Source organism: Dactylosporangium sp. NPDC005555, from assembly GCF_040605635.1.
Classification (GTDB): domain Bacteria; phylum Actinomycetota; class Actinomycetes; order Mycobacteriales; family Micromonosporaceae; genus Dactylosporangium.
Genome location: NZ_JBEXDG010000002.1, coordinates 16,084 through 29,716 on the forward strand (window position 1 = coordinate 16,084; position 13,633 = coordinate 29,716).

The 13,633-nt window shown below is 69.1% G+C and carries 12 protein-coding genes and 1 tRNA gene; 6 read left to right on the top strand and 7 right to left on the bottom strand.

Annotation, left to right across the window (positions count from 1 at the left end; all coding sequences use genetic code 11):
* Window positions 1–30 precede the first annotated feature (30 nt).
* The 3 genes from ABZS58_RS02720 to ABZS58_RS02730 are packed head-to-tail and all read left to right on the top strand — an operon-like array spanning window position 31 to window position 1,735.
* On the top strand, window positions 31–777 hold the full coding sequence (locus tag ABZS58_RS02720; RefSeq protein WP_354776864.1) for a class E sortase: 747 nt from the start codon (window positions 31–33) through the stop codon (window positions 775–777).
* A gap of 4 nt (window positions 778–781) precedes the next feature.
* Complete coding sequence (locus ABZS58_RS02725) at window positions 782–1,081, top strand: hypothetical protein (protein WP_354776866.1); 300 nt, start codon at window positions 782–784, stop codon at window positions 1,079–1,081.
* Between the two features lie 9 nt (window positions 1,082–1,090).
* Complete coding sequence (locus tag ABZS58_RS02730) at window positions 1,091–1,735, top strand: aminodeoxychorismate/anthranilate synthase component II (protein WP_354777408.1); 645 nt, start codon at window positions 1,091–1,093, stop codon at window positions 1,733–1,735.
* A gap of 109 nt (window positions 1,736–1,844) precedes the next feature.
* Here the strand turns inward: ABZS58_RS02730 and pknB are convergent, their stop codons facing one another.
* From pknB to ABZS58_RS02765, 7 genes are all read right to left on the bottom strand, one after another.
* Entirely contained in the window at window positions 1,845–3,572 is a 1,728-nt protein-coding gene (pknB, locus tag ABZS58_RS02735; protein WP_354777410.1) for a Stk1 family PASTA domain-containing Ser/Thr kinase, read from the bottom strand.
* Between the two features lie 65 nt (window positions 3,573–3,637).
* Window positions 3,638–5,389, bottom strand: a complete 1,752-nt coding sequence (locus ABZS58_RS02740) for a protein kinase (protein ID WP_354776868.1) — start codon at window positions 5,387–5,389, stop codon at window positions 3,638–3,640.
* A gap of 13 nt (window positions 5,390–5,402) precedes the next feature.
* Entirely contained in the window at window positions 5,403–6,923 is a 1,521-nt protein-coding gene (locus ABZS58_RS02745; RefSeq protein ID WP_354776870.1) for a penicillin-binding transpeptidase domain-containing protein, read from the bottom strand.
* The gene (locus ABZS58_RS02750) at window positions 6,920–8,407 is read right to left on the bottom strand and encodes an FtsW/RodA/SpoVE family cell cycle protein (protein ID WP_354777412.1); all 1,488 of its coding nucleotides are present in this window, start codon (window positions 8,405–8,407) and stop codon (window positions 6,920–6,922) included. The genes ABZS58_RS02745 and ABZS58_RS02750 overlap by 4 nt, the downstream gene beginning before the upstream one ends.
* Window positions 8,408–8,464: 57 nt before the next feature.
* Entirely contained in the window at window positions 8,465–9,880 is a 1,416-nt protein-coding gene (locus ABZS58_RS02755) for a protein phosphatase 2C domain-containing protein (RefSeq protein WP_354776872.1), read from the bottom strand.
* The gene (locus ABZS58_RS02760; RefSeq protein WP_354776874.1) at window positions 9,877–10,356 is read right to left on the bottom strand and encodes an FHA domain-containing protein; all 480 of its coding nucleotides are present in this window, start codon (window positions 10,354–10,356) and stop codon (window positions 9,877–9,879) included. The genes ABZS58_RS02755 and ABZS58_RS02760 overlap by 4 nt, the downstream gene beginning before the upstream one ends.
* Window positions 10,357–10,444: 88 nt before the next feature.
* Window positions 10,445–11,218: a DUF3662 and FHA domain-containing protein gene (locus ABZS58_RS02765; RefSeq protein ID WP_354776876.1), complete on the bottom strand. Its 774-nt coding sequence runs from the start codon at window positions 11,216–11,218 to the stop codon at window positions 10,445–10,447.
* Window positions 11,219–11,377: 159 nt separating this feature from the next.
* On the opposite strand from ABZS58_RS02765, the gene ABZS58_RS02770 reads away from it, so the two are divergent.
* The 3 genes from ABZS58_RS02770 to ABZS58_RS02780 all read left to right on the top strand — a co-directional run bounded on the left by ABZS58_RS02770 (window position 11,378) and on the right by ABZS58_RS02780 (window position 13,581).
* Window positions 11,378–11,463 (top strand) — tRNA-Leu (locus ABZS58_RS02770).
* A 234-nt stretch (window positions 11,464–11,697) separates the two neighbouring features.
* A complete protein-coding gene (locus ABZS58_RS02775) occupies window positions 11,698–12,771 on the top strand; it encodes an NAD-dependent epimerase/dehydratase family protein (RefSeq protein ID WP_354776878.1) in 1,074 nt (357 codons plus the stop codon).
* Between the two features lie 3 nt (window positions 12,772–12,774).
* Window positions 12,775–13,581, top strand: a complete 807-nt coding sequence (locus ABZS58_RS02780) for a WecB/TagA/CpsF family glycosyltransferase (protein ID WP_354776880.1) — start codon at window positions 12,775–12,777, stop codon at window positions 13,579–13,581.
* Window positions 13,582–13,633 lie beyond the last annotated feature (52 nt).

Genomic DNA, 13,633 nt, shown 5'->3' on the forward strand with positions numbered 1-13,633 from the left:
GACCCTGACATCCCAAAGGGTGTCAAGGTCGTGCCGTTGCGCCCGGTCCGCACCCAGGAGGGTTATCGCAGCGTGTACTCCGAATACACGAGGACCACGTTCGGCACGGTCGTGCGGGCGGTCAGCCGGGGCACCGGCGAGCTGCTCATCACGTTCGGCCTCATCGTGCTGCTCTTCGCCGGCTACGAGGTCTGGGGCAAGTCCGCGATCGTCGACGCGCACCAGGACGACCTCAACCGTCAGCTGGAGCAGCAGTGGGCCCAGCCGGAGGCCGACCCCACCGTCGCACCGTCAGGACCGCCCACGCCCGTTGCCAAGCCCGCCAACGGAGCGGTGATCGCGTCCGTGCACATCCCGCGGCTGAAGAAGAAGTGGGCCGTGGTCCAGGGTGTGACCCCCGCCGACATCCGCTACGCGCCGGGGCACTATCCGGACACCGTGCTGCCGGGGCAGATCGGCAACTTCTCGATGGCCGGGCACCGCACGCCGGCGATCTGGTGGGACCTCGACCAGCTCAAGCCGAACGATCCGGTGGTCGTCAAGACCGCGGACACCTGGTATGTCTACCGGGTCAGCAGCCACGAGATCGTGTTGCCGACCGCGGTGCAGGTCGTCGCGCCGGTGCCGGGCAAGCCCGGGGTGGCGCCGACCGAGGCCCTGTTGACGATGACGACGTGCAACCCGAAGTTCAACAACTATCAGCGGCTCGTCGTGCACGCCAAGCTCGACCGCAGCCAGCCCGTCGCCGCCGGTGACCCCGCAGAGCTGAAGGGATAGCCGCGTGTACGGATGGATCTGGCGGCACATCCCCTTCAAGCAGTGGCAGCTCAAGTCGCTCGTCTCGGTGGTCCTGATCGGCGCGCTCACCGCCGTGCTCTGGTACAAGGTCTTCCCCGCGGTCGAGCCGATCCTGCCGTTCGACGACGTCCAGGTGGAGACCGACGACCCGGCCGGTGACAGCGGGCAGATGGAGCCGCCGCCCAGCACCGCCCCCTCCAAGGGACCGTCCAGCCTGCCGTCGAAGGTGCCGTCCAAGCTGCCGACGAAGACCCTCTCCGCCCCCGCGGTCCTACCGAGCTAGGTGAGCCGATTGCGCGTCCTGGTCATCGACAACTACGACTCGTTCGTGTTCAACCTGGTCCAGTACCTGGGTCAGCTCGGCGTCGACTGCGACGTGCGCCGCAACGACGAGATCTCCGTCGACGAGGTCGGCGCGGCGGACCCGGCCGGAATCCTGCTCTCCCCCGGCCCGGGCACACCGGAGCGGGCCGGCATCTGCATGGCGGTCATCGACCGGTACAAGGGCGAGATCCCGATCTTCGGAGTGTGTCTCGGGCACCAGGCGTTCGGGGCGGCGTTCGGCGCCACCGTGACGCGCGCACCCGAACTGCTGCACGGGAAGACCTCTCTGGTCAGTCACGGCGGCCAGGGCGTTCTCAAGGGCCTGCCGGACCCGTTCATCGCGACCCGCTACCACTCGCTCGCGGTGGTCGAGTCGACACTGCCGCCGGAGATCGAGGTGACGGGTCGCACCGAGTCTGGCGTGATCATGGCGATGCGCCACCGTGAGCTGCCGATCGAGGGCGTGCAGTTCCACCCGGAGTCGGTGCTGACCCAGGGCGGGCACCAGATGCTGGCGAACTGGCTGGCGGTCTGCGGCCTGCCCGCGGCCCTGGACCGGGCTCCGGAGCTCGTCGCCGAGGTCGAGGCCCGGCGGGTCGCCGCGTTCGCGTAAGACCCCGCGTAAGACCCCAGAGAGCCCAGCCTGTGCAAAACCCTGTGGATAACTGGCTTGTTATCCACAGGGTACGCACGGTGATCTGGGAATAGAGGGCGTAACCGGACTAATTGTTCGGCGACGCCGTCGAACTGCTCGGCTTCGGTGAGCCGGACGGGTTGCCTCCCGGCGCCACCCCGATCCGCAGCGTGATCACGTCGGTCTTCATCAGCACCCTGCCGGTCGGCTGTGACGCGCCGACGACCAGACCGTCCTTGCTCTGGTCAGTCACCTGCGTGTCCTGCGTCTTCGGATCCGCCGTGAAGCCCGCCGCCTCGAGCAGTGCCTGCGCCTGCGCCAGGGTCTTGTTCGCGACCTCGGGCATGATCGCCTGGTTGAACTTCGAGACGTAGAGCGTGACCGTGCTGCCGGCCTTCACCTGCTGGCCGGCCGGCGGGTCGGACTCGATGACCTCGTCCTTGGCCTGCGGCCCGTCCTTCGGGACCACCACGACCTTCAGGTTGAGGTTGGTCAGCTGCTGGCTCGCCACATCCTTGGTCGACCGCACCAGGGTCGGGATGGTGATCAGCGTGGGCTGGCCGCAGATGTCGTAGTCGACCTGGGAGCCCTGCTTGACCTGCAGCCCCTTCGCCGGGCTCTGCGAGATGACGGTGCCGGCCTTGCAGTTGTCGCTCGAGCCGGTGCGCGGGTCGCCCTCCAGCTTCAACTGGCGCAGCGTCGCGGCCGCCTCGGTCTGGCTCTTGCCGACGAGGTCGGGCACGTCCACCATCGGGGCCTGGTTGGCCAGGTAGAGCCCGATCGACAGTGCGGCGATCGCGAGGATGCTCAGCACCGTGAGCGCGACCGCGATGCCGGTGGAGTTCTTCCGCTTCTGCCGCTGCGCGGCGCGGGCGGGCTGACGCGAGGCCGGCGGCGGCCGATAGGCGGTCTGCGCCGCCATCACGGTGGCCATCTCGTCTTCGGTCATGACCGGCGGCGCCGAAACCGGCCGGCCGGCCGCCGCGCGCATGACGTCGGCGCGCATCTCGCCGGCGCTCTGGTAGCGGTTGAGCGGGTTCTTGGCCAGAGCCTTGAGCACGACCGCGTCGATGTCGGGGGTCACGTCGCGGTTGCTGTTACTCGGCGGCCGCGGATCTTCCCGGACATGCTGATAGGCCACCGACACCGGGTTGTCCCCGACGAACGGCGGATGGCCGCAGAGCAGCTCGAAGAGCACGCAGCCGGACGCATAGACATCGCTGCGGGCGTCGACGGGCTCGCCGCGGGCCTGCTCCGGCGACAGATACTGCGCGGTGCCGATGACCGCGGAGGTCTGCGTCATCGTGGTCGCGCCGCTGGCGAGGGCCCGCGCGATGCCGAAGTCCATCACCTTGACCTGGCCGGTCTGGGTCAGCATCACATTGCCGGGCTTGATGTCCCGGTGGATGATGCCGTGCCGGTGGCTGAACTCCAGCGCCGCGCAGATGTCGGCGGTGATCTCCAGCGCCCGTCTCGGCATGAGCCTGCCCTCGGCCGCCAGCACCTCTTTGAGGGTGCGACCGTTGACGAACTCCATGACGATATAGGGCAGCTCCTCGCCCGCCGGGCCCCGCTCCTCGCCCGTGTCATACACGGCGACGATCGCGGGGTGGTTGAGCGAGGCGGCGTTCTGCGCCTCACGGCGGAACCTCAGCTGGAAGGTCGCGTCGCGGGCCAGGTCGTTGCGCAGCGTCTTGATCGCCACATCGCGGCCGAGACGCAGGTCACGGCCGCGGTGCACCTCGGCCATGCCGCCATAGCCAAGCAACTCCCCGACCTGGTATCGGCCGCCGAGGAGGCGAGGCTGGGCGGTCATGTCGTGTCGTCCTTCGGTCATCGGCTCTTACCTTGCCACGTCTTGCGACGAGAACCCATTCCGGCCTAGGCCGGGACGCAGAGAACCCCGACGGGCTTCTGCCCCGGCGGGCATGACGGCTTGGCGCCCCCGGCCGGCTCGGACGAGTTGCCGGCGCTCGGCGACCCCCCCGCACCGCCGTCGTCCGACGGCTCGTTGGACGGCGGCTGGGCGCCGGCGCCCGCCTGGTAGAACAGTGTGACGTCGCTGCCCTCGGGCACGTCGCCGCAGGGCTGCACGTCGAGGACCTGACCCGGGATCGGCTTCTTGTCGTCCCGCGGCATCTGCTTGACGTTGAGCTTCTGCTTCTTCAGCTGCTGCACGACCTGCGCCCGCAGCTTCGGCGCGCCCTTCGTCCACTCTTCACCGCAGAGCACCTTGACCGGCTTGCCGGTCGGCTTCGTGCTGGTCGGCGCCTGGCTGGCCGCCGACGACGCCGGGCTGCCGGCACCGATGTTGTTCTTGTCGTCGCCCTTGGTGGCGTACCAGATGCCGCCGACGCCGCACAGGACGAGCAGCACCGCGGCGGCCGCGCCGAGGATGACGAGCATGTTGCGGTTGCCGCCCGGCTTGTTGTTCGTCGGAGTGGACGGCTGATAGCCACCACCCGTCGGCTGGTAGCCACCTGTCGGCTGGTAGCCGCCGGCGTCGCCGGGGAAGTAGGCGGTCTCGTTGCTCGGCGGCGGCGGGACACCGGCCGCACCGCGGGCCGCGTGTCCACCAGCGGCGGCACCCGGGGGCGGCGGGATCGCGCCACCCGGCATGATCCGCGTGCCGCCGGCACCCGACGTGGGCGCGCCGCCGGACACGGGCGTGCCGAAGGCGCCCGACATCGGGCCACCGGAGACCGGAGGGCCGGAGACGGGGGTGTACGCGACGGGCGAGCCCGGCATGCTGACCGGCGACCCGGGCGGGCCGAGCGGCGCCGCCATCGGGATGCCGGGGCCGGCCGAGGTGCCGCCACCGGCGCCGGAGACGCGGCGGGCGGCCTGCGCGAGCGCGGCGGCGCTGGGCCAGCGGGCCGCCGGGTCCTTGGCCATCGCACGCTCGACGAGCTGCACGATCGCCGGCGGGATGTCGGCGGGCAGCGGCGGGGGCATGTCGCGGACGTGCCGCATGGCGATCTGCAGCGGGTTGTCGCCCTCGAACGGGCGCTGGCCCGACAGGCACTGGTAGGCGACCACGCCGAGGGCGTAGACGTCGGACAGTGGCGTCGCCTGCGCGCCGGAGGCCTGCTCCGGCGAGATGTAGGAGGCCGTGCCGAGCACCGAGCCGGCCGCGGTGAGCTGCGCGATGGCGGCGGACCGGGCGATGCCGAAGTCGGTGAGGACCAGCGTGCCGTTGGGACGCACGAGCAGGTTGCCGGGCTTCACGTCGCGGTGGACGATGCCCTTCTCGTGCGCGGCGTGCAGCGCGTCGGCGGCCTGGGCGACGAGCGCCATGGCCCGGGCCGGGGTGAGCCGGCCGACGCGGGACAAGGTGCGGGAGAGCGCGTCGCCTTCCACGTACTCCATGATCAGGAAGGCGGTGCCGCCCTCGCTGCCGTAGTCGTAGATGTCCACCACGCCGGGGTGGTTGATGGTGGCCATCGTGCGCGCCTCGCCGCGGAAGCGCTCGGCGAAGCCGGCCTCCTCCAGCAGCGCGGGCAGCAGCACCTTGATCGCGACCGTGCGGCCGAGCACCTCGTCGGTGCCACGCCACACGTCACCCATCCCACCGCCGGCGATGCGCTCGTCCAGGCGGTAGCGCCCACCCAACGTGGTGCCGGCGCTCAACATGTCGCGCACCTCATTATTTGATGCCCTTTTCGTCCGCGTATGCCTTCATGACCAGGCCGGCGATACGAGCCGCCTCCGCGCTGCCACCCTTGCCAGCGTTCTCGAGGAAGACCGCGACCGAGACGATCGGCTTGCCGTCCTTCATTGCGAAGCCGATGAACCAGCCGTGATCGCCGGCGTCGTCACCGTCCTCCGCCGTTCCGGTCTTACCACCCACCTGCAAACCGGAGATGTTGGCGTTGCGGCCCGTGCCGTCACGGGAGGTGACGACGCTGAACATCATCTGCTGCAGTGCGGAGGCCACGTCGCCACTGATGGGGCGGCCCAGCTCCTTGGGGTCGGTCCGGTCGGCGTTGGACAGATCGGCGTTCTGCAGACGGTCGACGATGTAAGGACGCATCTCGCGCCCCCCGTTGGCGACCGTCGACGCAATCATGGCGCCTTGCAGCGGAGACATCTTCACTTCCCGCTGTCCGATGCTCGACTGAGCCACGGCGGGCGGGTCCACGCGGTTGTCGGCGCCGGCGGTCATCGGGCCGGTGTGGCTGGCCGCGACGTTGCAGTAATTCTTGTCCTGGTCCTCGATGAAGCGCGGCTGGGCCTCGAAGCCGAACGCCTGCGCCATCGACTTGAGCTTCTCCGCCCCGAGCCGCTCGACGCCCATGCGGGCGAAGACGGTGTTGCACGAGACGGTCAGCGCCTGCTTCAGCGTGATCTGCTCGGGGCAGATGCCCTCGTGGGCGTTCTTGATGCGGAACGACGAGGTCTCCGGCGGCTGGTAGAACTCGCCGCCCGGCACGACCGAGTCGGGCGTGAGCGAGGAGTCCGCGGACAGCGCCGCCGCCGAGGTGATGACCTTGAACGTCGAACCGGGCGGGTAGATCTCCTGCACCGCGCGGTTGAGCATCGGCTTGGCCGGATCGCCGTCCAGCTTCTTGTAGTTCGCGCTGGCGGCGTTGATGTCGTGGGTGCTCAGCAGGTTGGGGTCGTAGCTGGGCAGCGACACCTCGGCGAGCACCGCGCCGGTGGCGGGGTCGAGAGCGACGACCGCGCCGCTCTTCGCCTTCACCTTGTTGGTGCCGAGCTGGGTGTACGCCGTCTCCTGCGCGGCCTGCGACAGCGTCAGCAGCACATTGCCGCCGGCCACGTCCTTGCCGGTGAAGAGCCCGGCGATCCGGTCGGCGGCCTGCTTGTCGGAGGTGCCGATCAGGAAGTCGTTGTTGAGCTTCTCCATGTTGGTCGCGCCGAGGTTGACCGGCTTGAAGCCGACCACGTGCGCGTACTTGTCCTTGAGCGGATACGTGCGGAGGAACTTCAGCGTGTCGCCGGTCTCCTGCGCGTCGGCGATCGCCACACCCTGCGCGTTGATGATCTTGCCGCGGGCGCGCTCGTATTCGCTGGCCTGGACCCGGCCGTTGCGCGGGTGGGTCCGGTAGTCGTCGGCCTTGACCACCTGGCGGTAGTTCAGATTCACGAACAGCATCGCGAACAGCACCAGCGCCACGACACCGACCCGGCGCAGTGGGGCGTTCATCGCACGACCTCCGTGGGAAGCTCTTGGATCTGGACCGGCGCGCCGCCCCCACCACCGGTGGACACACCGCCGAGCCCGATCGACGGCGCACCGCCGGCCGGGCGCCGTGACGCGTCGGAGATGCGCAGCAGCAGACCGATCAGCAGCCAGTTGGCCACCAGCGACGAGCCACCCGCCGAGAGGAACGGCGTGGTCTGGCCGGTCAGCGGGATCAGCTGGCTGATGCCACCCACAATGACGAACACCTGCAACCCCAGCGTGAACGCGAGGCCACCGGCGAACAGCTTGCCGAAGGAGTCCCGCACGTTGATCGCGGCGCGCAGGCCCCGCTCGACCAGCAGCAGGTAGACCACGAGCAGGGCGGTCAGGCCGAAGAGCCCGATCTCCTCGCCGAGGCCGGAGAAGATGAAGTCGGTGCGCACCTCGGGCACCTTGAGCGGCTGGCCCGCGCCGGGACCGGCCCCGGTCAGGCCGCCGGTGCCGAGCCCGAGCAGCGACTGGACCAGCTGGTAGCCCTTGTTGTCGGCGTCGGCGAACGGGTCGAGCCAGGTGGTCGCGCGCTCGGAGAAGTTGAGGAACGGCCCGCCGACGGTCTTGCCGAGGAAGTACGCGAGGAACGCGCCGCCGAGGAAGAACCCGAGGCCGATGATCAGCCAGCTGACCCGGACCGTCGCGATGTACAGCGTCACGACGAACATGCCGAAGTACATGAGCGAGGTGCCGAGGTCCTTCTCGAAGATGAGGACCATCAGCGACAGCAGCCAGACCAGCACGACCGGGCCCAGGTCACGGCCGCGGGGGAAGTCGATGCCGAGGAAGCGCTTGCTGGCCATCGACAGCACCTCGCGCTTGCGCACCAGGTAGTAGGCGAAGAAGACCAGCAGGAAGATCTTGGCGAACTCGCCCGGCTGGATCGAGAAGCCGGGGAACTTGATCCACAGCTTGGCGCCGTTGATCGAGGAGAACCGCGCCGGCAGGACCGCCGGGATGAGCACCAGCACGATGCCGGAGAGTCCCAGCGTGTACGCGTAGCGCGACAGCGACCGGTGGTCCCGCACGATCACCATCAGGACGATCGCGCCGATGATCGCGGCAGCGGTCCAGCCGAGCTGCCGGAAGCCGTCGCCGCCGAACACGCTCAGGTCGGCGCGCAGCGGCGCCTTGGCGCGGCCCAGGTCCAGCCGGCGCAGGAACCCGACGCCGAGGCCGTTGATCAGCGCCACCGCGGGCAGGATCACCGGGTCGGCATAGGGGGCGAGGAAGCGGATCGCGAGGTGCGCGCCCGCGAAGATGACCCCGAGGATCGCGATCTGCACCCAGAAGTCCGGGGTGACCTCGCCGATCGAGTTGCCCTCGACGACCGCCGCGTAGACCAAGAGGATCGCCGCGACGAACAGCAGCAGCCCCAGCTCGACGTTGCGCTTGGTGCGCGGCTGGGACGCGCCCACCCCGTCACCCGGGTTGGCAGGCGACGGGGAAGGGATGGCTGTTGCGGTCACAGCAGAATTCCTCTTGGCCTCGCGGTCAGGGTCATCGTCGGATCAGCAGCTGGCGGTCGGGGTCGGGGTCTCGGACGCCATCGTCGGGGGCTCGCTGGTCGGCGCGGCCGACGCCGGCGCCGCGGAAGCGGAGGCGGTGCCGGTGACTCCCGGCACCACGGCGCTGGTCGCACCGGTCGCGCTCATGCTCGGGTCCGGGGTCGGGCCGCCGGTCGGGCACGCCTGCTTCCGCGACGGGTTGTCGGGGTCGGTCAGCGCGGCGAGCTTGTCCCTCGCCTGCTCCAGGCTGCCGACCTGGATGCCCTGCTTGACGGTGCCCTGCGCGGCCGGGGTCAGGTCGTCGAGCTTGAGCTCGCTCGACTCGTAGACCTCCGACAGTTCGATCCAGGCGATCTTGCCGGGCACGCCCTTGAAGATCGCGACGGTGCCGTCGTCGGTCGCGCTCACGTAGTAGCGGGACTGGGTGACGCTCCACCCGTACCAGAGACCGCCGCCGAGCAGGCCCAGCAGCACCACGAGCAGCACCACGGTGCGCACCGGGTGGCGCTTGGGCCGGCCGGCGTCGTCACGGGCGTTCGCCGCGGCGCGCGCCCGTGCCTCTTCCTCCGGCTCCGGCACCGGCGGGCGCGGCGCGGCGAGCGCGGCACCCCGGGCCGAGGACATCGACTGGTCGGCGGACGTGGCCATGCCGCGGTCCTGTGCGGCGGCACCCCCGACGATCGGCCGCTCCTCGACGATGTCCTCGTCGGTGACGTCGGCGACGATCACGGTGATGTTGTCGGGGCCCCCGCCGCGCAGGGCGAGCTCGATGAGCCGGCCCGCGCACTGGTTGGGGTCGACGTACTCCCGCAGCGTCGACTCGATCGTCTCGGCGCTGACCACGCCGGAGAGCCCGTCGCTGCACAGCAGGTAACGGTCGCCCGTCTTGACCTGGCGCACCGAATACTCGGGGTCGGCGTCGCGCCCGTCGAGGGCACGCGTCAGCAGGGAGCGCTGGGGATGGCTGTTGGCCTCCTCCAGGCTGATCCGGCCCTCGTCGACGAGCATCTGGACGTAGGTGTCGTCCTTGGTCACCTGGGCGAACTCCCCGTCACGCGTGATGTACGCGCGGGAGTCGCCGATGTGGACCATGCCCATCTTGCTGCCGGAGAACAGCATGGCGGTGAGGGTGGTGCCCATGCCTTCCATGGCCGGGTTTTCCTCGACGGCGTCCCGGATCTGCTGGTTGGCCAGATCGACGGCGCCGCGAAGCGTGTCGATCATGGCGTTGCCGGGCACATCCTCGTCGAGCGGCGCCATGGTGGCGATGACGATGTTGCTGGCGACGTCACCGGCGGCCATGCCGCCCATGCCGTCGGCCACGGCGAGCAGCCGCGGTCCGGCGTAGACGGAGTCCTGGTTGCCGCTCCGAATCAGACCGCGGTCACTGCGGGCCGCATAGCGCAAGGTGAGGGTCATGGCCGTAACTCGAGAGAAGTGCGGCCGATGCGAATCGGCACGCCGAGGGGGACGGGGGTAGGGGCGCCGACCTTGGTCTTGTCGAGGTAGGTGCCGTTGGTCGAGCCGAGATCCTCGAGATACCACTGGCCGGCACGTGGCACGAGGCGGGCGTGCTTCGCCGAGGCGTAGTCATCGGTGATCACCAGCGTCGAATCCTCGGCGCGGCCGATCGTGATCGGCGCCTCGCCGAGCGTGATCCGGGTGCCCGCCAGCGAACCGGCGGTGACGAAGAGCTGGTGAGCGGTCTTGCCGCGCTTCACCTTCGCCGGACGGCCAGGAGCCGTCACCGCACCAACCCCCCGGGGTGCGGCGACGATCCGGCTCGACCGAGAGCCCGCGAACAGGTCCCGCCGGATCACTCCCACCACCGTGAACACGAAGATCCACAGCAGCACGAGCAACCCGTAGCGGGCGACCGTAATGACAAATTCCATCTACGACCTATCAGGGGCCTGGTGAAGGCCCGGTCGAGCAGGTGCACTCATCCAGATCCGCCTAACGTCGACCACGGGGTGCAGTGACTCAGCCATCCACGCGGTAGGTGAGCGTGGTCGTGCCGAGCTGGATCATGTCACCCGGATTCAACGCGACCGCGGAGACGCGTTGACCGTTGACCATCGTGCCGTTCGTCGAGCCGAGATCGGTGAGCACCACCTGCGCACCGTCAAAGTCGAGTCGCGCGTGACGACGCGAGATGCCGACATCTGGCAGCCGCATGTTGGCCTGGTCGCCCCGGCCGATCACGGTCGAGCCGATCGACAGAGGGTAGCTGCGCCCGTCGCCGGACACCAGTCGTACGTTGCGGGCGGGCCCGCCGGGACCGCCGGCGCCCGGACCGTAGCCACCACCCTGGTTGTAGCCGCCATACGGATCGGGAGCGGCCTGCGGCTGCTCGCCACCCGTGTAGACCTCGGCAGTCACCCGGAACATGCCGGTGTCGAGGCCATCACCCCGCTCGATCTCGACGATGACGTCGCCATAGACCGTCCACCCCTGCTCGCCGATGAACTCCGCCTGAGACTGGGCGAGCTCCTGGGCGAGCGCGGCGGCATACGGCGCCAACCGACTGTGGTCATAGGGCGAAAGGTCGATCACGTAGCGATTCGGCACGAGCGTGCGCCCGCCAGCCAGAATCGCCTTGTGGGCTTCCGCCTCTCGTTGCATGGCGTTGAGGATCTCCACGGGGTGGACGACCCCCTTGAAGACCTTTGCGAAGGCCCCCTCGACCAGGCCCTCTAGGCGCTTCTCGAAGCGCTGCAGCACACTCACCGGTTCCTCCTCGGGTTCCGAGGTCATGATGGTATCCGGACGTCGCACGCCCAGTTGCAAGCTGACCGGTCAGCCCGTGCTACTCTTCCGTGGCGCCCAGGGCAGCCTAGTCCCTACCCGGCCAAAACGCCGAGTTGGGACACGCTACTCTGAGCACTGCCAGACGGTCGGCTCGCCGACGGTCAAGGGGAAGTGGCGGAATGGCAGACGCGCACGGTTCAGGTCCGTGTGCCCGAAAGGGCGTGGGGGTTCAACTCCCCCCTTCCCCACCACGTTGGACGCTCCCTGCTCACGCTGCGGGGAGCGTTCGCTGTTTACGTGGCGGATCCTCCGCGCGAGGCAAGCCTCGCTCCCCGGTGGGGGAGCTTCGCTCCACCCACACCCCCTCAGAAGCGTCGGTGGCCGGCCCTGCCGTCTTTGTTGGCTCGTGTACTGCGTCAAAAAGGTGACTTCTTGGTGCGGGGTATGCTCGGCCGGTCCTGCTGGAGCCGCAAGGAGTGCTTGTCGTGAGCGTCGTCATCGTCACCGGGTCTGCCGGGTTGATTGGGTCCGAGGCTGTCCGGCACTTCGCCTCTTTGGGGCTTGATGTCGTCGGCATCGACAACGACATGAGGAAGCAGTTCTTCGGGGCCGAAGCTTCCACCGCCTGGAACGTGGTCGGACTCACGAGCGACCTTGGGGATGCCTACACGCACCATGACGTGGACATCCGGGATCGGGACGCGCTCTCGGGGATCTTCAAGCGTTACGCAAAAGATGTGGCGTTGGTGGTGCACACGGCGGCGCAGCCCAGTCACGACTGGGCGGTGCGGGACCCGTTCACGGATTTTGATGTGAACGCGGGCGGGACGTTGAACATGTTGCAGAACGTCCGGGAGCACTGCATCGAGGCGCCGTTCATCCACTGTTCCACCAACAAGGTGTATGGGGATCGGCCCAACAGCCTGCCGCTGGTGGAGCAGGAGACGCGGTGGGAGATCGAGGCGGGTCACCCGTACGAGAACGGGATCAAGGAGGACATGTCGATCGACGCGTGTCTGCACTCCGTTTTCGGGGCGTCGAAGGTCGCCGCTGACGTGATGGTGCAGGAGTACGGTCGCTATTTCGACATGAAGACCGCGTGCTTCCGGGGTGGGACGCTGACCGGACCGGCGCACTCGGCGACCGAGCTGCACGGCTTCCTGGCGTATGTGATGCGCTGCAACATGGAGCGGCGGACCTACCGGATGTTCGGCTACAAGGGCAAGCAGGTTCGGGACGCGATCCACTCGCACGACGTGACCAGCGCGTTCGAGGCGTTCTTCCGCAACCCTCGGTCGGCGGCGGTCTACAACCTCGGCGGTGGGCGGCACTCCAACACCTCGATGCTGGAGGCGTTCGCGGAGTCGCAGCGGATCACCGGCCAGGAGATGATCACCGAGTATCACGAGGCGAACCGGGTCGGCGATCACCAGTGGTGGATCGGGTCCAACGAGCGTTTCCAGCTGGACTATCCGGACTGGAAGCAGGTCTACGACGTGCCGATGATCCTTCAGGAGATCCACGAGGCCAACGTCGGCAAGTGGACCCCGGCGGCCTGACCGGTGATCGACCAGGGCAAGCAGAACGTCCTCGGCGTGAATGTCAGCGCCGTCGACTACGACAGCGCCGTCGAGAAGGTCATGGGCGCCGCCCGGGACGGCCGGCCGCTCGCGGTGACGGCGCTCGCGGTGCACGGCGTGATGACCGGCGTGCAGGACAAGGCGCACGGCGCCCGGCTCAACGCGTTCGACCTCGTGACGCCCGACGGGCAGCCGGTGCGCTGGGCGCTCAACCTGCTGCACCGGGCCAGGCTCGCCGACCGGGTCTACGGGCCTGAGCTCACGCTGCGGGTCCTGCGGGCCAGTGCGGAGCAGGGGCTGCCGGTGTATCTCTACGGCTCGACCGAGGAGACGCTCAAGCTGCTGGTGAGCAAGCTGCACGAGCGGTTCCCCGCACTGAGGATCGCCGGCATGGAGGCCTCGAAGTTCCGTGCGGCCCAGCCGGGTGAGCCCGAGCAGATCGCCGCCCGGATCAAGGAGTCCGGGGCGCGCGTGGTCATGGTCGGCCTCGGCTGCCCGCGGCAGGAGATCTTCGTCTACGGCATGCGCCACCTCGTGGACGCGCCGATGCTGGCGGTGGGCGCGGCGTTCGACTATCACGCCGGCGGGTTGAAGAACCCTCCCGCGTGGATGCAGAAATACGCCCTGGAGTGGCTGTGGCGGCTCGGCCTGGAGCCCAAGCGGCTCTGGAAGCGCTACGTGCTGCTCAACCCGGCCTACCTGGCCCGGCTCGGCGCGCAGAAGGCACGCCTGTGGCGGGCGACCCCGCCGGCCCCGGCCACGGAGCCGCTGAGCACGTTCGCGGTCTGAAGTTCAAAGGCACAGTTTGAGGCCGGTCCCCGCGTGGGGACCGGCCTCAAAC